We start from the raw sequence: 20,764 nt of genomic DNA, 5'->3' as shown, positions 1-20,764 counted from the left end.
TCTGACTTTCGATTCATTAGTGTTGTATTCTTCCCCTTTACGGGGCTGTCCCAAGGGGTGTCTCAGCAGAGGTTGGCGTTTCTGCACTACAATACGCCATTAAAATAGTGAGCTTCGTCGTGCCAAATCTTGTTGAGATCCGTGATTTACACTTTGCCTATGGAGAACGTTCGATTTTATCGGGCCTTCAAATGGATTTCCCACGTGGAAAAGTTGTGGCCGTCATGGGTGGCTCCGGCAGTGGCAAGACGACCGTATTGCGCCTGATCGGCGGGCAGCTGCGTCCCAGTTCCGGTTCCGTGAATGTCGACGGGCAGATCGTGCATACGCTGGGGACCGACGAGTTATACCAGCTGCGCCGCAAGATGGGCATGCTGTTCCAGCACGGCGCCCTGTTTACGGACTTGACGGCGTTCGAGAACGTGGCGTTTCCCCTGCGCGAACATACGGACTTGAATGAAGAGCTGATCCGCACCCTGGTACTGATGAAGCTGCACGCCGTGGGACTGCGCAATGCGGCGCAATTGAAGCCGGCCGAGATCTCGGGCGGCATGGGCCGCCGCGTCGCGCTGGCGCGCGCCATCGCGCTCGACCCCGAACTGATCATGTATGACGAGCCGTTCGCCGGCCTGGACCCGATTTCCATGGGCGTGACGGCGAATTTGATCCGCAATCTGAACGATGCGCTGGGCTCCACGTCTATCCTGGTATCGCACGATGTGAAGGAGTGTTTCGCCATCGCTGATTATGTCTATTTTCTGTCATCGGGCAAGATCGTGGCGCACGGCACGCCGGCCGAGATGGCCGTGTCGACGCATCCGTACGTCAAGCAGTTCGTCAATGCCGAGGCCGATGGCCCCGTACCGTTCCATTATCCGGGCAAGTCGCTGGCCGACGACCTGGGTCTGCAGACGGGGGGCGGCCGATGATCGCGCGTTTCCTGGCGGCGATCGGTGCATGGTTGCGCAATTCGGTACAAGACCTCGGCTTTGCCGTGCGTTCGTTTTTTATCATCATCGCCTCGTCGGGCGGGCTGTGGCGCCGTCCGCGTCTGGTGATTGAGCAACTGTTTTTTATCGGTAACCGCTCTCTGGTGATTACCGCCGTCTCCGGCCTGTTTGTCGGCATGGTGCTGGGCTTGCAAGGGTATTACACCTTGACCACGTACGGCGCCGAACAGTCGCTGGGCTTGCTGGTGGCGTTGTCCCTGACGCGCGAACTGGGCCCGGTCGTCACGGCACTGCTGTTCGCGGGCCGCGCCGGCACGTCGCTGACGGCGGAAATCGGCCTGATGAAGGCGGGCGAGCAATTGTCGGCCATGGAAATGATGGCCGTAAACCCGATCCAGCGCGTGCTGGCGCCCCGTTTCTGGGCCGGCGTGATCGCCATGCCGATCCTGGGCGCCATCTTTACGGCCGTCGGCATCATCGGCAGCTATCTGGTCGGCGTGGTGCTGATCGGCGTCGATGAAGGCTCGTTCTGGTCGCAGATGCAAGGCGGCGTGGATGTCTGGAAAGAAGTGGGCAATGGCACCATCAAGAGCCTGGTGTTTGGTATTGCCGTGACCTTCATCGCGCTGTTCCAGGGTTACCAGGCACAGCCGACGCCGGAAGACGTGTCCGGCGCCACCACGCGCACGGTGGTCATTTCATCGTTGATGGTGTGGTGGCTCGATTTCATGATGACGGCGTTGATGTTTAGCAAGTAATTGCCGATCAGCTACAAACAGCGGGCCTGGGCAAGATGTTGCGCAGGCGGCAGCAAGTAAAAATTATTTAGGATTGTTTATGCAACGTAAATCTTTGGATGTCTGGGTCGGCTTGTTCGTCTTGCTGGGTGTGGCGGCATTGATGTTTCTGGCGCTTAAGGCCGGCAATATGAGCTCGCTGTCTTTCAGCAAGACGTATACCATTAGCGCCAAGTTCGACAATATTGGCGGCCTCAAGCCGCAGGCGCCCGTCAAGGGTGCCGGCGTGGTCGTGGGCCGGGTCTCGGAAATCGTCTTTGACGACAAGACCTACCAGGCGCTGGTGAAACTCGACATCGAAGATGGCTACAAATTTCCGAAAGACAGCTCGGCCAAGATTTTGACGGCCGGTTTGCTGGGTGAGCAATATATCGGCCTGGAAGCAGGCGGCGATTTGGCGAACCTGGCAGAGGGCGACAAGATCGCCCGTACTCAATCGGCCACAGTGCTGGAAGACCTGATCAATCAGTTCATCTACAGCAAGGCAGCGGAAGGAAAGGACAGCAAATGAGCGAGTCGACCAAGCAATCCCAAGGCAGCCTGGTACGTATCGGCCTGGCCATGGCCATCGCCGCCAGCGTGAGCGCTTGCGCCACCGGCACCAACCCGCGCGACCCGCTGGAAGGGTATAACCGCGCCATGTTCAAGTTCAACGACACCGTTGACCAGGTGGCCCTGAAACCGGTCGCCACGGCTTACAAGAAAGTCACGCCATCGTTCGTGCAAACGGGCGTGGGCAACTTCTTCGGCAACTTGTCCGACGTGTGGAGCGCCGTAAACAACTTATTGCAAGGCAAGGGTGAAGCGGGCTTGCAAGACGTCGTGCGCGTCAGCATGAACTCGACTTTCGGTATCCTTGGCCTGATCGATATCGCCTCGCAGGCGGGCATCCCTAAGCATAGCGAAGACTTTGGCCAGACCCTGGGCTGGTATGGCGTCCAGTCTGGTCCGTACGTGATGCTGCCGCTGCTGGGCCCATCGACCGTGCGCGACACGGCGGCCCTGCCGCTCGATATCGCGGGCGACCCATGGCGCTACAAGGATCCGGTCAATGTGCGCAATATCGGCACGGTGACGCGCGTGGTCGACAAGCGCGCCGCGCTGCTCGACGCGACCAACCTGATGGAAGCGGCCGCGCTGGACCGTTATGAATTCATCCGCGACGGCTTCCTGCAGGCGCGCGAAAGCAAGGTTTTCGATGGCGATACGGACCGCCGCGACCGCAAAGTGCCAAAAAACGACACCAGCGATTATGAGCCGGAGTACGATGCGAAACCGCAGCCTGCCCCAGCGGAAACGCCGCCTGCCACGGCAGCGGCCGACGTGGTCCCGGCCGACCTCGTAACATCTGGTAGCAATACCGTTGCATCCGAAGCCAAGCCGCAAGAGTAAACTGGACGCAAGAACACCACGGCTGCGACCGACGCCAGCCGGTGCATAGCAACACCATGAAAGGTAAACCATGAAATTGATGAAACAACTGCTCGCGATGGCGACCATCGCCTTTGCCACCGCCGCCCAGGCCGCGCCCGCTGTCGAAGCGCCGGATGTCCTGGTCAAACGCATCAGCCAGGACGTGATCGACACGGCCAAGAACGACAAGGCCATCCAGGCTGGCGATATCAAGCGCGTCACCGAATTGGTGGAAAGCAAAATCTTGCCGTACGTGGACTTCCAGCGCATGACCGCCCTGGCCGCCGGCCGCTTCTGGCGCGACGCCACGCCGGACCAGCAAAAGCAGCTGTCCAGCGAATTCCGCACCCTGCTGATCTACACGTATTCGGGCGCCCTGTCGCAGATCAAGAACGAAACCGTGGAATTCAAGCCGCTGCGCGCCGACCCGGCCGATACGGATGTGGAAGTGCGCTCGCAGGTGAACATGGCGCGCGGCGAACCCGTGCCCCTGAACTACCGCGTGGCGAAAACCCCGTCCGGCTGGAAGATCTATGACATCAACGTGCTGGGCGCGTGGCTGGTGGAAACGTACAAAAGCAGCTTCGCCAGCGAGATCAGCAAGGGCGGCATCGATGGCCTGATCAAGACCTTGCAGGCAAAAAACAAGGCCCTGGCCAGCCGTCCCGCTGCCAAAGCCAAATAATCGGCTATCATATAGCTCCTGACCCAGCTCCAGACCAGCGCAGCCCGACGCCATGCCAGACTCTCTCGACACCTTGCAGTCCCTGACTTCCCTGACCGTGCACAATGCCACTTCGGCATTGGAGCAGGGTCTGGACGCCATCCGCTCGGGGCAGACGAAGTTTGACTTGCGCAACGTCAAGGCCGTCGATTCGGCAGCCGTCTCCGTCATGCTGACGTGGCAACGCGCCGCGCAGGATGCCGGCGGCGTGCTGGAGCTGAAAAACCTGCCGAACAACCTGAAAAACCTCACCAAGCTGTATGGCGTCTGCTCGCTCGTCTCGAGCACCCTGAGCGCCGACGACTGCGCCAGCGCCGGCGGCCACGCCGAACGCAGCCCGTCCGACCTGCATCATCATTGATCCTGTCCCACTCCCCGCATCAGCAGTAGCTTTCAAGCCGGCAGGCCAGCAGCGCCGCCGGATTGATCTCCAAGTGTTCCACGAATTTTCCAACTATAATTGACTGTTGCGCCGTCCTCGCCTGAAGGCGGCGCCCTGCACCGGCCTGCCGGCCTGGATGTCTCCGGCAACTGGCGCATCACACCAGACGCATTACACTTGAAACAAGCACATGACCGCAATTCAAATAACGAATGTAGAAAAGAGCTATAAATCGCTCAAGGCGCTGGGCGGCGTGTCACTGGCCATCGAGGAAGGCGAATTTTTCGGCCTGCTCGGCCCGAATGGCGCCGGCAAGACGACCCTCATTTCCATCATCGCCGGCCTGATACGCCCCGACGCGGGTACCGTCAAGATCCACGGCCACGATGTCGTCACGGACTTCCGCAATGCGCGCCGCAACCTGGGCGTGGTGCCGCAGGAACTGGTGTTCGACCCGTTCTTCACCGTGCGCGAAACCCTGCGTTTGCAATCCGGTTACTTCGGCCTGCCGAACAACGACAAGTGGATCGACGAGGTCATGGAAAACCTCGACCTCACCGGCAAGGCCGACACGAATATGCGCGCCCTGTCCGGCGGCATGAAGCGCCGCGTGCTGGTGGCCCAGGCGCTGGTGCACAAGCCGCCCGTGATCGTGCTCGATGAGCCGACTGCCGGCGTCGACGTGGAACTGCGCCAGACCCTGTGGAAGTTCATCTCGCGCCTGAACCGCGAAGGCGGCCACACGGTCGTCTTGACCACCCACTACCTGGAAGAGGCGCAAGCCATGTGCCAGCGCGTGGCCATGCTGAAGACGGGCAAGGTGGTGGCGCTCGACACCATGTCGGCCCTGATCCGCCGCATCGCCGGCTCGCAGCTGCAGGTGCACCTGAAACACGGCGCCTTGCCGGCCGACCTGCAGCACCTGGTGCTGCACCCGGAAGAACAGCAGGCGCCGAACAAGTTCAGCCTGCGCGTCAACGAATACAGCGAAGTCGAAAAAATCCTCGCCCGCCTGCGCGAAGCGGGCACCGAGATCGATGAAATGCAATTGCAACAAGCCGACCTGGAAGATATCTTCTTGCAGATCATGGATAAAGGTACCGTATGATTTCGACAGGATTTCGCACCCTCGTCTACAAAGAGACGCTGCGCTTCTGGAAAGTGGCGACGCAAACCGTGGCCGCGCCCGTGCTCACGTCGATGCTGTACCTGCTGGTATTCGGCCATGTGCTCGATGGCCGCGTGGAGCCGAGTCCCGGCGTCAGCTACACCGCCTTTTTGATCCCCGGCCTGGTGATGATGAGCGTGCTGCAAAACGCGTTTGCCAATTCCTCGTCCTCGCTGATCCAGTCGAAGATCACGGGCAACCTGGTGTTCGTGCTGCTGACGCCCCTGTCGCACTGGGAAATCTTCTCGGCGTATGTACTCGCTTCCGTCGCGCGCGGCCTGGCCGTGGGCTTTGGCGTGTTTGCCATCACTTGCTGGTTCGCCGACCTGTCGTATGTCGCGCCGCTGTGGATCGTCGTCTTCGCGTTTCTTGGCGCCGCGATGCTGGGCACCATGGGCCTGATCGCCGGCATCTGGGCCGAGAAATTCGACCAGCTGGCCGCCTTCCAGAACTTCCTGATCATGCCGGCCACCTTCTTGTCGGGCGTGTTCTATTCGATTCATTCGCTGCCGCCATTCTGGCAGACGGTGTCGCACCTGAACCCCTTCTTCTACATGATCGACGGCTTCCGCTACGGCTTCTTCGGCGTGTCCGACGTCAGCCCGTGGCTCAGCCTGTCCATCGTCGCCGGCTTCCTCGTGATCCTGGCGCTGGCGTCGATCCGCCTGCTGAAAAGCGGTTACCGATTACGCCACTAATTGCGGCACACCCCATCACTACATTATTCAATATCAAGGACTTATCGTGACCACCACTCCAGAACTGATCCACGGCTATCTGTCGGCCGGCCTCGAATGCACGCACCTCGAAGTGGAGGGCGATGGCCAGCACTTCCAGGCCGTGATCGTCTCGCCCGCGTTTGCCGGCAAGCGTTTGATCCAGCGCCACCAGATTGTCTACGCGGCGCTGGGCGACCGCATGCGCGAAGAAATCCACGCGCTGTCGATGAAAACCCTGACACCTGAAGAATTCCAAGGATAAGCACATGGACAAGCTCCTCATCAACGGCGGCAACCGCCTGAACGGCGACATCGCCATCTCCGGCGCGAAAAACGCCGCCCTGCCCATCCTGTGCGCCGGTCTGCTGACCGCGGGCGACCTGGACCTGACCAACGTGCCGCATTTGCACGACGTGGCCACCATGTTGAAACTGCTGGGCCAGACGGGCTTGAAAGTGCGGCAGGACGGCGACCGCGTGGTCCTCAACGGCAGCGCCATCGACACCCTGGAAGCGCCGTATGAACTGGTGAAAACCATGCGCGCCTCGATCCTCGTGCTGGGCCCCATGCTGGCGCGCTTCGGCGAAGCCAAGGTCTCGCTGCCGGGCGGCTGCGCCATCGGTTCGCGCCCCGTCGACCAGCACATCAAGGGCCTGGAAGCGCTGGGCGCCGAGATCCGCATCGAGGCGGGCTACATCTACGCCAAGTGCGCCAAGCTGAAAGGCGCGCGCATCGTCACCGACATGATCACCGTCACCGGCACCGAGAACCTGCTGATGGCCGCGACCCTGGCCGAAGGCGAGACCATCCTGGAAAACGCCGCCTGCGAACCGGAAGTGACCGACCTGGCGCACCTGCTGGTGGCCATGGGCGCGAAGATCGACGGCATCGGCACCAGCCGCCTGGTGATCCAGGGCGTGGACGCCTTGCACGGCGCTTCCCACGCGGTGATCGCCGACCGTATCGAAACGGGCACCTTCCTGTGCGCCGTGGCGGCCACCGGCGGCGACATCACCCTGCGCAATGTGCGCACCGATATCCTCGACGCGGCGCTCGACAAGCTGCGCGCCATGGGCCTGACGATGACCTTCGGCGCCGACTGGATCCGCGCCGAAATGTCGGCCCGTCCGAATCCCGTCAGCTTCCGCACGACGGAATACCCGGGCTTCCCGACTGACATGCAGGCGCAGTTCATGGCCGTGAACACGATCGCCAATGGCGCCAGCCGCGTCACCGAGACGATTTTCGAGAACCGCTTCATGCACGTGCAGGAAATGAACCGCCTGGGCGCCGACATCACCATCGAGGGCAACACGGCCATCATCGCCGGCGTCAAGCAGCTGCGCGGTGCGCCCGTGATGGCGACCGACCTGCGCGCCTCGGCGTCGCTGGTGATCGCGGCCCTGGCCGCCGACGGCGAAACGCTGATCGACCGCATCTATCACCTCGACCGCGGCTACGACCGCATGGAAGTGAAGCTCTCCGCCGTCGGCGCGAACATCGTACGCATCAAATAACAAGGAACGAGCATGAACGGATCGAACACGGGCGACAATTCGCAGCTGATACTGGCGCTCTCGAAAGGCCGCATTTTTGAGGACACCATGCCGCTGCTGGAAGCGGCCGGCATCCGGGTGCTGGAAAACCCGGAGACCTCGCGCAAGCTGATTTTGGCCACCAACGATCCGAACGTGCGCGTCATCATCGTGCGCGCCAGCGACGTGCCGACCTACGTGCAGTACGGCGCGGCCGATTTCGGCGTGGCGGGCAAGGATGTCCTGCTCGAACACGGCGGCGAAGGCCTGTACCAGCCGATCGACCTGAATATCGCCGCCTGCCGCATGTCGGTGGCGGTGCAGGCCGGTTTTGATTACGAAAAGGCCGTGCACCAAGGCGCGCGCCTGCGCGTGGCCACCAAGTTCGTGCACACGGCGCGCGAGCACTTCGCCGCCAAGGGCGTGCACGTCGACCTGATCAAGCTGTATGGCTCGATGGAGCTGGCGCCTTTGGTCGGCCTGTCCGATGCCATCGTCGACCTGGTCAGCACGGGCAGCACCTTGCGCGCGAATAACCTCGTCGAGGTCGAGCACATCATGGAAATCTCGTCGCGCCTGGTGGTCAACCAGGCTGCGCTCAAGCTCAAGCGCGAGCGCTTGCAGCCGATTATCGAGGCGTTTGAACGCGCCTCGCAAGCCTAGACACATTCAGTAGCAGAAAGCCGATTATGCCGATACAGATACGCAAGCTCGATTCAAGCCAGGATGGTTTCCAACAATCGCTCGACACGCTGCTGGCGTTCGAGGCGGGCACCGATGCAGCGATTGAAATGTCGGTCGCGAAAATCCTGGCCGATGTGAAAACGCGCGGCGATGCCGCCGTACTGGAATATACCAACCGTTTCGACCGCATCCCGCATGGCGGCGCGGCGGAAATGGCGGCCTTTGATATTTCGCAAGCCGAATTGCAGGCGGCCCTGAACGGCTTGCCGTCGGCACAGCGCGAGGCGCTGCAGATCGCCGCGCAGCGCATCCGCGCGTTCCACGAACGCCAGCGCGAGGAATTGCGCGGTTTTACCTATACCGAGCCCGATGGCACGGTGCTGGGCCAGAAGATCACGCCGCTCGACCGGGTCGGCATCTACGTCCCGGGCGGCAAGGCCGCCTACCCGTCGTCCGTGCTGATGAACGCCATTCCCGCGCACGTGGCGGGCGTGGGCGAAATCATCATGGTGGTGCCGACGCCGGATGGCGTGAAAAACCAGATGGTGCTGGCCGCCGCGGCGATTGCCGGCGTGACGCGCGTGATCACCATCGGCGGCGCGCAGGCCGTTGGCGCGCTGGCCTACGGCACGCAGACGATTGCCGCCGTGGATAAAATCGTCGGCCCTGGCAACGCCTATGTGGCCGCCGCCAAGCGCCGCGTGTTCGGCATCGTCGGCATCGACATGATCGCCGGGCCATCGGAAATCCTGGTGCTGTGCGACGGCACGACGGACCCGGACTGGGTCGCGATGGATCTGTTTTCGCAGGCCGAGCACGACGAACTGGCGCAGGCGATTCTGCTGTGCCCTGACGCCGATTACATCGCCCAAGTCGAAGAGAGCATCGCCAAGCTGCTGCCGACGATGCCGCGCCAGGCCACCATCAGCACCTCGCTGCAGGACAGGGGGGCGCTGATCAAGGTGCGCAGCATGGAGGAAGCGTGCGAGATCGCCAACAGCATCGCGGCGGAACACCTGGAAATCTCGGCGGAAAACCCGCAGCAGTGGGCCGAACAGATCCGCCATGCGGGCGCCATGTTCCTGGGCCGCTTCTCGTCCGAATCGCTGGGCGACTATTGCTGCGGTCCCAATCACGTGCTGCCGACTTCGCGCACGGCGCGCTTTTCGTCGCCGCTGGGCGTGTACGATTTCCAGAAGCGCTCGTCCATCATTCACGTCAGTGAAGCGGGCGCGCAAACCCTGGGCCGCGTCGCCGCCACGCTGGCGTATGGCGAAGGCTTGCAAGCGCACGCACGCAGCGCCGAACTGCGTCTGAAGCCGCAGCCATGACGAATATGGCGGAGCAGCCGGACTGGGTCAACCGGGTCTATTGCGAAGATGCGCTGGCAGGGCTGGCGCGCATTCCCGATGGCTCGGTGGACCTGATCCTGACGGATCCGCCGTACAACCTGGGCAAGGATTACGGCAATGCCTCGGACCAGCAGTCGGTGGCCGATTACCTGCGCTGGACGGAGGAATGGATCGATGCGGCGCTGCCCAAGCTGAAAGCCAACGGCAGCCTGTATATCTTCCTCACCTGGCGCTATTCGCCAGAGATCTTCGTCATGCTGAAACAGCGCATGGCGATGATGAATGAAATCATCTGGGACCGCCGCGTGCCGTCCATGGGCGGCAGCGTGCGCAGCTTTTCATCGGTGCACGACACCATCGGCTTCTTCGTCAAGCGCAAGGATTACTACTTCGACCTTGACGCGGTGCGCATCGCCTACGACGCGGCCACCAAGAAAGCCCGTTCGCGCTCGATCTTCATCGGCGCCAAATGGCTGGAAGTGGGCTACAACCCGAAAGACTTGTGGAGTGTGTCGCGCCTGCACAAGGAACACCCGGAACGGGCCGACCACCCGACGCAAAAGCCGCTCGAGATCATCGAGCGCATGCTCAAGGCGTCGTGCCCGCCCGGCGGCGTGGTGCTCGACCTGTTCATGGGCAGCGGCACCACGGCCCTGGCGGCGAAGCGCTGCGGGCGCGATTTCGTCGGCTTTGAACTGAACCCCGACTACTGCGCCATCATCGAACAGCGGCTGGCGGCGTTGACGCAGGAACTGGCCGCGCCGGCCGCGACCAAGCCCGCCAAGGCGGCAGCGAAGAAACCGGCAGCGGCCAAAAAAACGGCCGCCGTGAAGAAACCGCCCGCCGTGAAAAAAGCGCCGGCCCGCAAGGCGCGCAGCGCCGCCGTGCCGGAAGACGTCGTCATTTAGTCTCCATTTAATTCCATCAGGAGTGTTTGCAGCATGTCTTTCCTCGATCAGTTAATCAGCAACACCGTGCGCTCCGATGTGCGGGCCGTCAAAAGCTACCAGGTAGCCGATGCCAGCGGTTACATCAAACTCGATGCGATGGAAAACCCGTATCCGCTGCCGCAGCATCTGCGCGAGGAGCTGGGCGCGCGCCTGGCCGGCGTGGCGCTGAACCGCTATCCACCGTCGTACGCCAGCCTGCAGGCGGCCATCTGCGCCAAGCTGGGCGTGCCCGCCGGCTTTGACGTCATGCTGGGCAACGGCTCCGATGAACTCATTTCCATCCTGGCCATGGCATGCGCCCGCCAGGAGCCGGGCAAGCGCGCCGTGCTGCTGGCGCCCGTGCCCGCCTTCGTCATGTATGCGCGCTCGGCGCAGTTTGCCGGCATGGATTTCGTCGGCGTGCCGTTGAATCCGGACTTCAGCCTGGACATGGACGCCATGCTGGCGGCGATCGAAGAGCACCGCCCGGCGCTGGTCTTCTTCGCCTATCCGAACAATCCGACGGGCAACCTGTTTGCCGCTGCCGATATCGAACGCATCCTGGCGGCCCTGGGCGACACGGGCATCGCCGTCGTCGACGAAGCGTACGAGCCGTTCGCGCAGCACAGCTTCATGGGCCGTTTGCCCGAGTTCGAAAACCTGGTGGTGATGCGCACCGTGTCGAAACTGGGACTGGCCGGCATCCGCCTCGGCTACATGTCGGCCGCGCCGGCCCTGCTGGCGCAATTTGAAAAAGTGCGCCCGCCGTATAACGTGAATGTGCTGACGCAGGCGGCGGCCGAATTCGCGCTCGATCATCTCGACGTGCTCAATGCCCAGGCGGCCCTGCTCAACAGCGCGCGCGACGACCTGGCGCTGCGCCTGGCGGAACTGCCCGGCGTGACCGTGTTTCCCTCGAAGGCAAATTTTCTTCTGATTCGTGTGGCTGATTCCGACGATGTTTGCGCAAAACTGCTTGCCCGCAGGGTTTTAATTAAAAATATGAGTAAAATGCATGTTGCGCTGGCCAATTGCCTGCGCATCAGCGTCAGCACCCCGGAAGAAAATTCCCTTTTTTACGATGCCGTCAAGGCATCCCTCGTTTAGCCTATCGCCAGAGCCTCCCATGAACCGCACCGCAGAAATCACGCGCAACACCAATGAGACGCAAGTTCGCGTCGCCCTCAACCTGGACGGCACGGGCCAGCAAAAGCTCAATACGGGCGTGCCCTTCCTCGACCATATGCTGGACCAGATCGCCCGCCACGGCTTGATCGACCTGGATATCGAAGCGACGGGCGACGTGCATATCGATAACCACCATACGGTGGAAGACGTGGGCATCACCCTGGGCATGGCCGTGGCCAAGGCCATCGGCGACAAGAAGGGCATCCGCCGCTACGGCCACGCGTATGTGCCGCTGGACGAGGCGCTGTCGCGCGTGGTGCTCGATTTCTCGGGCCGCCCGGGCATCGAATACCACATCCCGTTTACGCGCGCCATGATCGCCGGCTTCGACGTCGACCTGACCCTGGAATTTTTCCGCGGCTTCGTCAACCATGCGGGCGTGACATTGCATATCGACAACCTGCGCGGCACGAATGCCCACCATCAATGCGAAACCGTGTTCAAGGCCTTTGGCCGCGCGCTGCGCATGGCTGCCGAGCTCGACGAGCGCGCGGCCGGCATCATTCCATCGACCAAGGGCAGCCTGTAAGCGCCGCTCTCGCTATATTGTAGATTCCGGGATCAAACATGAATAAAATTGTGGTGGTGGATTACGGCATGGGCAATTTGCGCTCGGTAGCGCAAGCGCTGCGCGCCGTGGCGCCGGAAGCCGACGTACGCATTTCCGGCGCGGTGGAAGACATCGACAGCGCCGACCGCATCGTCTTGCCGGGCCAGGGCGCCATGCCTGACTGCATGCGCAGCCTGCGCGAATCGGGCGTGCTCGAAGCGCTGCTGCGCGCCGCCGACAGCAAGCCCGTGCTGGGCGTATGCATCGGCGAGCAAATGTTGTTCGACGGCAGTGAAGAGGGCAATGCGGCCGGTCTGGGCTTGTTGCCAGGCAAAGTCGTGCGCTTTCAGCTCGACGGCCAGGTGCAGGAAGATGGCTCGCGCTTCAAGGTGCCGCAAATGGGCTGGAACCAAGTGCGGCAGACGGCGTCCCATGTCATGTGGGATGGCATTGCCGACAACGCGTATTTTTACTTCGTGCACAGCTATTTTGCTCAACCTCAAGAGGCGGCGCACACGGTGGGCGAGACTGTCTATGGTGCGCCGTTCGCTTGTGCCGTCGCTCGTGATAATATTTTCGCGACACAGTTTCACCCTGAAAAAAGTGCTGCCGCTGGCTTGCAGCTGTACAAGAACTTTGTTCACTGGCAACCCTGACGTACCCTATTGATGCACCTTCGTGGCCTACCGGCTTCGCTTTTCACTCACTCTGATACCACACTGACCATGCTGCTAATTCCCGCCATCGACCTGAAAGACGGTCACTGCGTACGCCTGAAACAAGGCGATATGGAACTCGCCACCGTATTTTCCGAAGACCCGGCCGACATGGCCCGCCATTGGCTGATGCAAGGCGCGCGCCGGCTGCACCTGGTCGACTTGAACGGTGCCTTTGCCGGCAAGCCGAAGAACGAAGGCGCCGTCAAGGCCATCCTGAAAGCCGTGCAGGATTTCGCCGTGGAAAACGACATCGAGGAAATCCCCGTGCAGCTGGGCGGCGGCATCCGCGACCTCGACACCATCGAGCGCTACCTCGACGCCGGCATCACCTACATCATCATCGGCACGGCGGCCGTGAAAAGCCCCGGTTTCCTGCACGATGCCTGCAGCGCCTTCCCGGGCCACATCATCGTCGGTCTCGATGCCAAGGATGGTAAAGTGGCAACGGATGGCTGGAGCAAGATGTCGGGCCACGAAGTGATCGACCTGGCGAAAAAATTCGAAGCCTACGGCGTCGAATCGATCATCTATACGGACATCGGCCGCGACGGCATGATGGGCGGCATCAATATCGACGCCACCGTCAAGCTGGCGCAAGCCGTCAAGATCCCCGTCATCGCCTCGGGCGGCCTGCACAATATCGGCGACGTGGAAGCGCTGTGCGCGGTCCAGGCCGAAGGCATCGAAGGCGTGATCTGCGGCCGTTCCATCTATGAAGGCACGATCGATCTGGCGCAGGCGCAGGAACGCGCCGACGAACTGACCGACGCCGCCGTTTAAGCCTGCCTGGCCGGGGCGTGCGCGTGCATGCCCTGGCCTGGCGACAATCTGGATACCATCATGCTTGCAAAACGTATCATCCCCTGCCTCGACGTGACGAATGGCCGCGTTGTCAAAGGCGTCAATTTCACGGAATTGCGCGACGCCGGCGACCCGGTGGAAATTGCCCGCCGTTATGACGAGCAGGGCGCCGATGAAATCACTTTCCTCGACATTACCGCGTCCAGCGACAACCGCGGCCTGATCTTCGACATCATCGAAGCCGTGGCGTCGCAAGTGTTCATTCCGCTGACCGTGGGCGGCGGCGTGCGCGTGGTGGAAGACGTGCGCCGGCTGCTCAACGCGGGCGCCGACAAGGTCAGCATCAACACCTCGGCCGTGACGAATCCCCAACTGGTGTACGAAGCTTCGCAAAAGCACGGCTCGCAATGCATCGTCGTCGCCATCGATGCCAAGCAGGTGTCGCCCGGCAAGTGGGAAGTGTTTACCCATGGCGGACGCACTGCCACGGGCCTGGACGCGTTCGAGTGGGCGCGTAAAATGGAAAGCCTGGGCGCCGGCGAAATCTTGCTCACCAGCATGGACCGCGATGGCACCAAGGTCGGCTTCGACCTGGGCCTGACGCGCGGCGTGTCCGACGCCGTCAGCATCCCTGTCATCGCCTCGGGCGGCGTGGGCGGCTTGCAGGATCTGGTCGATGGCATCAAGGTGGGCCGCGCGGACGCCGTGCTGGCCGCCAGCATCTTCCACTATGGCCAGCACACGGTACAGGAAGCCAAGCGTTTCATGGCGCAGCAGGGCATTCCCATGCGCCTGGCGTAAAGATCAGCAGTAAATACAGGCAGGATAGAAGAACATGCAAAACGGAACCATCGTAGCAAGCAATGCCAAGTGGCTGAAAAAGGTCAAATGGGACGAGCACGGCCTGGTGCCCGTGATCGCGCAGGAAGCGGGCAGCAATGACGTGCTGATGTTCGCCTGGATGAACCGCGACGCGCTGGCGCGCACGGTGGAACTGGGCGAGGCCGTGTACTGGAGCCGTTCGCGCAAGAAACTGTGGCACAAGGGCGAAGAATCGGGCCACACGCAAAAGGTGCTGGAAATCCGCCTCGATTGCGACGAAGACGTGGTCTTGCTGAAAATCGAGCAAGCGGGCGGCATCGCCTGCCATACGGGCCGCCATTCGTGCTTCTTCCAGAAGTTCGAAGGCGACGAAAAAACGGGCGAATGGCAAGTCACCGACCCCGTCCTGAAAGACCCCGAGACGATTTACGCGGAAAGCAAGAGCAAATGAGTGAAACGTTAAAACGCCTGGCCGCCGTGATCGAATCGCGCAAGCTGGCCAACGGCGGCGACCCCGCCACGTCGTATGTCGCGCGCCTGTTTGCCAAGGGCGATGACGCCATCCTGAAAAAAATCGGCGAAGAGGCGACGGAAACCGTGATGGCCGCCAAGGATGCGCGCCGCGACAACGACTCGTCAAAGGTCTTGTACGAATGCGCCGACCTGTGGTTCCACTCGCTGGTGATGCTGGCGCAGTTCGACCTGACGCCGCAGCAGGTGCTCGACGAGCTGGCGCGCCGCGAAGGCCTGTCCGGCCTGGAAGAAAAGGCGGCACGCAAGGATGAGCTGCGCGACGCCGGCGAAACAGACAAACACTGACCTGATTGGAGCGTGCGTGGATAACTGCATTTTTTGCAAGATTGCTGCAAAACAAATTCCCTCGACCATCGTGTATGAAGACGAGGACTTGCTGGCCTTCAAGGACATCAACCCGGCCGCCCCCGTGCATTTGCTGTTGATCCCGAAGCGCCACGTGGCCAGTCTGTCCGATTGTGACGATAGCCACACGGAAATGCTGGGCAAGCTGCTGCGCCTGGCGCCAAAACTCGCTGCCGAGTTTGGCTGCGCCGTCAGTTATGACGCCGATGGCACGCCCGCCGGCGGCTTCAAAACCATGATCAACAGCGGCCCGAACGGCGGGCAAGAGGTGTATCACCTGCACATGCACGTGTACGGCGGCCCCCGTCCCTGGCGCGGCCAGCACTGATTTCGCCGTGCGCCGGGTTCACGTGTATACTACCGGCATTGGTTGACGCTATTCGGGCACCGTCCCGCAAGGAGAATGTGATGGGTTCATTGAGTATTTGGCACTGGGTGATCGTTCTGGTCATTGTGATGCTGGTCTTCGGCACCAAGAAACTGGGCAATATCGGCGGTGATATCGGCAAGGCCGTCAAAGGCTTCAAGGATGGCGTCAAGGGCGAAGATGACGCTCCGGCAGCCAACACCCCTCCTGCTGCGCCATCGCAAGTGGCCGACAAAAGCACCATCGACGTCGAGACGAAAGAGAAAAGCAAGTTCTGATAGCGTGGCGGGGCGCTTGCCTCGTCCGGTAACAGCCCTTGTCCGCTTATGATCGATCTCGGTCTCTCTAAAATCGCCATCATCGGCGTGGTTGCGTTGATAGTCATCGGCCCTGAAAAGTTGCCGAGAGTGGCGCGCATGGCCGGTACCCTGTATGGCCGCGCGCAACGCTATCTGAACCAGGTGAAATCCGAAGTGTCGCGCGAAATTGAGATGGAAGAGCTGAAAAACCTGCAGAAGGAAGTGCAGGATGCGGCCCATTCCGTCAAGCAAAGCGTGGAGAAATCCATGCATGGCGTGGAAAACTCGATCTCCGGCAACCTGGCCGAGGTGGAAAACGCCTGGCGCGGCGATTCCAGCTCGTATGAGGGGCATCACGATGCCCACGAAGCCATGCTGCGCGCCACCAACGATGACCTGGCCCGCAAGGCGCGCGAATTCCGCCGCAAGAAGCTGGTGCGCAATTCCGCCATCCCTGGCTGGTACAAGCAGCGCCATGGCGGCAAGCTGCACGTGCAGTCGGCGGCCGCCCGCGTGGCGCGCTTCCGTCCGCGCGCCAGTTCCTCCTCCTTTTACTCATGAGTAGCAAATCTCCGGTGGAAGAAACTTTTATCTCGCATCTGGTCGAGCTGCGCAACCGCCTGGTCAAGGCCTCGATCGGCATCGCCGTCGTCTGTGCCGTGCTGTTCTACTGGCCCGGCCCTTCGCAAATCTACGATTTTATTGCGGAGCCGATGATCGCCTCGCTGCCGGCCGGCTCGAAAATGATCGCCACCGGCGTCATTTCGCCGTTCCTCGTGCCGATGAAAGTGACGCTGGTGATCGCCTTCATCGTCGCCTTGCCCTGGGTGCTGTACCAGATGTGGGCCTTCATCGCCCCCGGTCTGTACACGCATGAAAAGCGCCTGATCGCGCCGCTGGTCATCTCGTCGTCGCTGCTGTTCATCGCTGGCGTGGCCTTCTGCTATTTCTTCGTGTTTGGCCGCGTCTTCCACTTCATCAGCGACTTTTCGCCATCGTCGATCGCGGTGACTCCCGATATCGAAAACTACCTCGATTTCGTCATGTCGATGTGCCTGGCCTTTGGCGCTACCTTCGAAGTGCCCGTGGTGGTGGTGATCCTCGTGCGCATGGGACTTGTGTCCATCGCGAAACTCAAGGAAGTGCGTCCCTACATCATCGTTGGCGCCTTCGTGATTGCCGCCATCGTCACGCCGCCGGACGTCGTCAGCCAGTTCTCGCTGGCCATCCCGATGTGCCTGCTGTTCGAGCTGGGCTTGCTGGTGGCGCCCATCTTCGTCAAGGCAACCCAGGCGCCGGAAGAAGCGTCCTAGACGGCCCGCAACGCGTGCCGATACGAGCCGCTGGCCTCCCTCGTGAGCCGCGGCTTTTTTATCGCCAAGAAAGTTGGTGGGTGCTTACTGCAGCATCAGTTTGCTGAGGATGCCCAGGTTGAGCAGGATCAGGGTGCTCATCATCCAGTACACGTGTTTCATGTCGGCGCCATGGCGCAAGTCCAGGCGTTCCAGGCGGGCGTCGAATTTTTGCTCCAGTGCATCTATTCGGGTATCGAACTTCAGTTCCAGCGCATCCACTCTGGTATCGACCTTTTGCGCCACCAGCTTGATTTCCCCCAGCAGATTGCGCTCCAGCGCCGCCAGTTCGCCATGCACGACCACGGCAGAACCCAGCACTTCGCCCAGCGCCGTCGCATGCGCTTCCGCCTGCTGGGTGGGCACGCCGGCCGAGGCGAGGCGTTTGGCGTAATCGAGGGTGTCGAACTGGATGGGCATATGCATGGACGCTCCTGATATCCAGCCTAGCAGGAAAATCGGCAATTGCCAGTGAGGAGTACGGTGGCGCCTGCCTTCCCGTCAGCTTAATGGACAGGGCAGCCGGTGGTTTGCGATAGCGCAAACCCATGCAAAAAGGGCGCCGCAGCGCCCTTTGCAAGGTCATGATGCGTGCGCGTTAATTCATCAGTTCCTTGATGACTTTCACGGGCGCGCTGCCGTAGCTGAGGAATTGCTCATGGAAATCCTTCAGTACGAATTTGTTGCCCAGCGCTTGCTTGCGCTGTTCGCGCAAGTCCATGATTTCGCTGTAGCCGCTGAAATAGCTGGTCAGTTGTACCGAGCTCAGCTGCACGCGGCGCCATTTCTCTGTTGCTTCACGCTTGGTCTGGAAAGCCTGGCGCGTCAGCAGGTCGAGCGCTTGCGCTTCCGTCATGCCCAGCACGTGCACGCTGTAGTCGAGGATGGTATTGGTGACGCTGCGCAAGTTCCACTTCGAATACATCAGCCACATTTCCGGCGCGTTATTGCCATAGCCCGATTCGAGCATCATGCGTTCGCCATACACGGCCCAGCCTTCGATCATGGCACCGTTGCCGAAGATGGACTTGACCAGCGACGGCGACTTGTTGGCGTACACGAGCTGCGTGTAGTGGCCGGGGATGGCTTCGTGGATATTCAGGATCTGCAAGATCCAGTGGTTGTATTCGCGCAAGCTGCTTTCCGCCTGCTCCGGTGTTTCGCCATCGAGCGGCGTCACATTGTAGTAGGTGCGGTCTTGCGGGCGGTACGGGCCGGGCGCCTCGATGCTGGCGCCAGCCACGCCACGCTGGTAGGCCGGGGTTTCACGCACGACCAGGGGCTTTTTCGGATCCATCGTCAGCAGGTTGTGGCTGGTCACCCATTCCTGCAATTGCGGGATCTGGCGGCGGATTTCCGGCACGAAATCGGCGGCCGCCACGTGGTTGCTGGACAGCTTGTCGATCACCATGCCGATCTTTGCCGTGCGGTCCGCCGGCTTGGCCGTATTGCCCATGGTTTTCACCCACAGCTCGTCGGACAGGCTATCCATATGCTCGAGCAGCTTTTCGCGCGCGGCCAGGGCTTTCTGGTACATCTGCTCGGCGCTCACGCTGGCCTGGATATCGTAGGCGAATTTCTGCTCATACAGTTCCTTGCCGATGCGGAAGGAGCGCGCGTTGCCGTTCTGCGCCAGCGCGGCATCCTGTTCCGTCAGCCAGGCCGCGTAGCCTTGCACGGCCGTGCGGGCCGCGGCGATGCGCGCGTTGTACAGCTGTTTTTCCGCCGGCGTCAGGATGGAACCCTGCGCCGTCTTGTTCAGATCATCAAGCACGCTGAGCACGCCGGCGCTCTGGGCGATGGCCAGCTGCGTGTGTTCGCGCGTGGGATTGACGATGCTGGCGCGCGCGGCCGCATAGTATTGCGGCACGCTGGCGATGCGCTTGAGCAAGGTGCGCAGGCGCTGCGGCTGGGCCGCGTATTCCGTGTTCAGGATGAAGTCGATGGAGCCGGCCACGTTGTACTGGGCGGGATTCCATTCGAATTCGCGGAAGGTGGTCAGATACCAGCGGTCCGCTTGCAGTTTATTCGTCAGCAAGGCCAGGTCGGTACGTTGCTTGTCCGACATTTTGCCGGCATTCAGCTTGCCGAACTTGCCCAGCCATTCTTCGATGAAGGCCAGTTGCTTCTGGCGGCTGGCCGCGTCAGGAATGCTCAGGTTGGCTGCGCCATCGTACTTGCCGACCGAAATCGCGCTTTCCGGATCCAGGCGCCACAGGGCTGTGAGGAACTGGCCGCTCAGGTTATTCATGGAACGGTCGCTGCTGTTCTCGCTGGCCACGGCCGCTACCGTGGCTGCCGTGGCGGCGCTGACGACGGCCACTTTCTTGGCGACGGTTTTTTTCTTGCTGCTGCTGCTCGTTGCCTTGCCTTGCTTCTGCGGCTTCTTGGCGGCGCTGGCCGGTGCCAGGGTAAAGGCCATCATCAATGCGGCGAGCGCAACTTTATTTTTTATCAGCATAGTTTATCTCTTGAATATTTTGCTGTTTGTCCTCATCAGAAAATAATAAACTGATAATATAAGTAACAAACAACTATTGAAAGGTTGGCCTTGCTTGCCTGGGCGGCCCAAAGATTAGCATTAATTGCCGCCGCTGCGCAGTTTTTTGCGCCGGGAGCGCGGGGCGCTAGACGACGATGGCGCTGCCTCGCAGCATCTCCTGATGGCGCGCATTCAGGGCCGCCACGGCATCCTTGCCGCGCGCCATGCCGGTGGCGTGGATTTCCGTTTCCTGCGTGTAGCGTTGGCTGACGCGCACCGTATAGGACTGGAACAGCCAGCTCCAGAAGTTCGTTTCATAGACGGCTTCATCCATGTCGCGCCATTTCACGCCAGCGAGTTTCTTTTTCCAAGGCAAGATGCCGGACGCCAGCCAGACGCCCGCTTCATCGTAGTACAGCTGGTAGCTGCGGATGGTCAGCAGGCGGTAGCCGACGATCAGGGCCGAACCGATCAGCACCACGAAGGCGGCGCGCGCGTTGTACTTGAAGGCCAGCGGCAGGGCGGCAAAGAATAGAAGCACGGCAATCAGGAAGGTGCTGACGTAGGCGGTCCAGGATTTGCCGCATAAAAAGGTGGCGCGCTGGCCGGCGCTGGTGGCGATATAGTCGGTCATGGCATGGGAGGGCAACAG

27 protein-coding genes are annotated in these 20,764 nt (G+C 61.3%); 24 read left to right on the top strand and 3 right to left on the bottom strand.

The window, feature by feature from the left end; translation table 11 throughout:
• Positions 1–119: 119 nt before the first annotated feature.
• The 24 genes from LSO07_RS00605 (at position 120) to tatC (ending at position 17,591) form a co-directional block, all read left to right on the top strand.
• Positions 120–929: an ABC transporter ATP-binding protein gene (locus LSO07_RS00605; protein ID WP_034781028.1), complete on the top strand. Its 810-nt coding sequence runs from the start codon at positions 120–122 to the stop codon at positions 927–929.
• Positions 926–1,708, top strand: coding sequence for a lipid asymmetry maintenance ABC transporter permease subunit MlaE (mlaE, locus tag LSO07_RS00600; protein WP_034780952.1), 783 nt, complete (start codon positions 926–928; stop codon positions 1,706–1,708). The genes LSO07_RS00605 and mlaE overlap by 4 nt, the downstream gene beginning before the upstream one ends.
• Positions 1,709–1,787: 79 nt before the next feature.
• Positions 1,788–2,258, top strand: coding sequence for an outer membrane lipid asymmetry maintenance protein MlaD (gene mlaD, locus LSO07_RS00595; protein ID WP_034753810.1), 471 nt, complete (start codon positions 1,788–1,790; stop codon positions 2,256–2,258).
• Positions 2,255–3,139, top strand: a complete 885-nt coding sequence (locus LSO07_RS00590; protein ID WP_151091775.1) for an MlaA family lipoprotein — start codon at positions 2,255–2,257, stop codon at positions 3,137–3,139. Before mlaD ends, LSO07_RS00590 begins: the two co-directional genes overlap by 4 nt.
• Positions 3,140–3,209: 70 nt before the next feature.
• Positions 3,210–3,845, top strand: coding sequence for an MlaC/ttg2D family ABC transporter substrate-binding protein (locus LSO07_RS00585; protein ID WP_151091773.1), 636 nt, complete (start codon positions 3,210–3,212; stop codon positions 3,843–3,845).
• Positions 3,846–3,897: 52 nt separating this feature from the next.
• Complete coding sequence (locus LSO07_RS00580) at positions 3,898–4,245, top strand: STAS domain-containing protein (protein WP_034780949.1); 348 nt, start codon at positions 3,898–3,900, stop codon at positions 4,243–4,245.
• Between the two features lie 211 nt (positions 4,246–4,456).
• A complete protein-coding gene (locus LSO07_RS00575) occupies positions 4,457–5,374 on the top strand; it encodes an ABC transporter ATP-binding protein (RefSeq protein ID WP_034780948.1) in 918 nt (305 codons plus the stop codon).
• The gene (locus tag LSO07_RS00570) at positions 5,371–6,132 is read left to right on the top strand and encodes an ABC transporter permease (RefSeq protein WP_034780947.1); all 762 of its coding nucleotides are present in this window, start codon (positions 5,371–5,373) and stop codon (positions 6,130–6,132) included. Before LSO07_RS00575 ends, LSO07_RS00570 begins: the two co-directional genes overlap by 4 nt.
• Positions 6,133–6,178: 46 nt before the next feature.
• On the top strand, positions 6,179–6,415 hold the full coding sequence (locus tag LSO07_RS00565) for a BolA family protein (protein ID WP_034753824.1): 237 nt from the start codon (positions 6,179–6,181) through the stop codon (positions 6,413–6,415).
• Between the two features lie 4 nt (positions 6,416–6,419).
• A complete protein-coding gene (gene murA, locus LSO07_RS00560) occupies positions 6,420–7,670 on the top strand; it encodes a UDP-N-acetylglucosamine 1-carboxyvinyltransferase (RefSeq protein ID WP_034780946.1) in 1,251 nt (416 codons plus the stop codon).
• 12 nt (positions 7,671–7,682) lie between these two features.
• On the top strand, positions 7,683–8,351 hold the full coding sequence (hisG, locus tag LSO07_RS00555; protein ID WP_034780945.1) for an ATP phosphoribosyltransferase: 669 nt from the start codon (positions 7,683–7,685) through the stop codon (positions 8,349–8,351).
• 26 nt (positions 8,352–8,377) lie between these two features.
• Positions 8,378–9,703 (top strand): histidinol dehydrogenase, encoded by a 1,326-nt coding sequence (hisD, locus tag LSO07_RS00550; protein WP_099395786.1) that lies wholly within the window; start codon positions 8,378–8,380, stop codon positions 9,701–9,703.
• On the top strand, positions 9,700–10,632 hold the full coding sequence (locus tag LSO07_RS00545; RefSeq protein ID WP_404811475.1) for a DNA-methyltransferase: 933 nt from the start codon (positions 9,700–9,702) through the stop codon (positions 10,630–10,632). Before hisD ends, LSO07_RS00545 begins: the two co-directional genes overlap by 4 nt.
• A 33-nt stretch (positions 10,633–10,665) precedes the next feature.
• A complete protein-coding gene (gene hisC, locus LSO07_RS00540; RefSeq protein ID WP_151091771.1) occupies positions 10,666–11,760 on the top strand; it encodes a histidinol-phosphate transaminase in 1,095 nt (364 codons plus the stop codon).
• Positions 11,761–11,779: 19 nt separating this feature from the next.
• The gene (hisB, locus tag LSO07_RS00535; protein ID WP_010402123.1) at positions 11,780–12,370 is read left to right on the top strand and encodes an imidazoleglycerol-phosphate dehydratase HisB; all 591 of its coding nucleotides are present in this window, start codon (positions 11,780–11,782) and stop codon (positions 12,368–12,370) included.
• A 38-nt stretch (positions 12,371–12,408) separates the two neighbouring features.
• Entirely contained in the window at positions 12,409–13,047 is a 639-nt protein-coding gene (hisH, locus tag LSO07_RS00530; RefSeq protein ID WP_071653704.1) for an imidazole glycerol phosphate synthase subunit HisH, read from the top strand.
• A 69-nt stretch (positions 13,048–13,116) separates the two neighbouring features.
• Positions 13,117–13,890 carry a 1-(5-phosphoribosyl)-5-[(5-phosphoribosylamino)methylideneamino]imidazole-4-carboxamide isomerase gene (hisA, locus tag LSO07_RS00525; protein WP_034753842.1) on the top strand — a complete coding sequence of 258 codons (774 nt, stop codon included), beginning with the start codon at positions 13,117–13,119 and terminating at the stop codon, positions 13,888–13,890.
• A 60-nt stretch (positions 13,891–13,950) separates the two neighbouring features.
• A complete protein-coding gene (gene hisF, locus LSO07_RS00520) occupies positions 13,951–14,712 on the top strand; it encodes an imidazole glycerol phosphate synthase subunit HisF (protein WP_034753845.1) in 762 nt (253 codons plus the stop codon).
• Between the two features lie 34 nt (positions 14,713–14,746).
• Positions 14,747–15,184: a phosphoribosyl-AMP cyclohydrolase gene (gene hisI, locus LSO07_RS00515; RefSeq protein WP_034753847.1), complete on the top strand. Its 438-nt coding sequence runs from the start codon at positions 14,747–14,749 to the stop codon at positions 15,182–15,184.
• Positions 15,181–15,552 (top strand): phosphoribosyl-ATP diphosphatase, encoded by a 372-nt coding sequence (locus LSO07_RS00510; RefSeq protein WP_070257793.1) that lies wholly within the window; start codon positions 15,181–15,183, stop codon positions 15,550–15,552. Before hisI ends, LSO07_RS00510 begins: the two co-directional genes overlap by 4 nt.
• 16 nt (positions 15,553–15,568) lie before the next feature.
• Positions 15,569–15,940, top strand: coding sequence for a histidine triad nucleotide-binding protein (locus LSO07_RS00505; protein WP_070257794.1), 372 nt, complete (start codon positions 15,569–15,571; stop codon positions 15,938–15,940).
• 80 nt (positions 15,941–16,020) lie between these two features.
• Complete coding sequence (gene tatA / locus LSO07_RS00500) at positions 16,021–16,257, top strand: Sec-independent protein translocase subunit TatA (protein WP_034780931.1); 237 nt, start codon at positions 16,021–16,023, stop codon at positions 16,255–16,257.
• Between the two features lie 48 nt (positions 16,258–16,305).
• Positions 16,306–16,839: a Sec-independent protein translocase protein TatB gene (tatB, locus tag LSO07_RS00495; protein WP_034780928.1), complete on the top strand. Its 534-nt coding sequence runs from the start codon at positions 16,306–16,308 to the stop codon at positions 16,837–16,839.
• Positions 16,836–17,591, top strand: coding sequence for a twin-arginine translocase subunit TatC (gene tatC, locus LSO07_RS00490; RefSeq protein ID WP_034780926.1), 756 nt, complete (start codon positions 16,836–16,838; stop codon positions 17,589–17,591). The genes tatB and tatC overlap by 4 nt, the downstream gene beginning before the upstream one ends.
• Positions 17,592–17,675: 84 nt before the next feature.
• Here tatC and LSO07_RS00485 read toward each other — a convergent pair whose 3' ends face one another.
• The 3 genes from LSO07_RS00485 to LSO07_RS00475 all read right to left on the bottom strand — a co-directional run bounded on the left by LSO07_RS00485 (position 17,676) and on the right by LSO07_RS00475 (position 20,746).
• Complete coding sequence (locus LSO07_RS00485) at positions 17,676–18,056, bottom strand: hypothetical protein (RefSeq protein WP_070257795.1); 381 nt, start codon at positions 18,054–18,056, stop codon at positions 17,676–17,678.
• Between the two features lie 172 nt (positions 18,057–18,228).
• Complete coding sequence (locus LSO07_RS00480) at positions 18,229–20,088, bottom strand: DUF885 domain-containing protein (RefSeq protein WP_151093924.1); 1,860 nt, start codon at positions 20,086–20,088, stop codon at positions 18,229–18,231.
• Positions 20,089–20,257: 169 nt separating this feature from the next.
• A complete protein-coding gene (locus LSO07_RS00475) occupies positions 20,258–20,746 on the bottom strand; it encodes a hypothetical protein (protein WP_099395782.1) in 489 nt (162 codons plus the stop codon).
• Positions 20,747–20,764 lie beyond the last annotated feature (18 nt).

The organism is Janthinobacterium sp. PLB04 (assembly GCF_021165895.1).
In the GTDB taxonomy this organism is placed as follows: Bacteria; Pseudomonadota; Gammaproteobacteria; order Burkholderiales; family Burkholderiaceae_D; genus Janthinobacterium; species Janthinobacterium lividum.
Note: the sequence above shows the minus strand (reverse complement) of the source record. Positions and strands in the feature narration are given on the sequence as shown.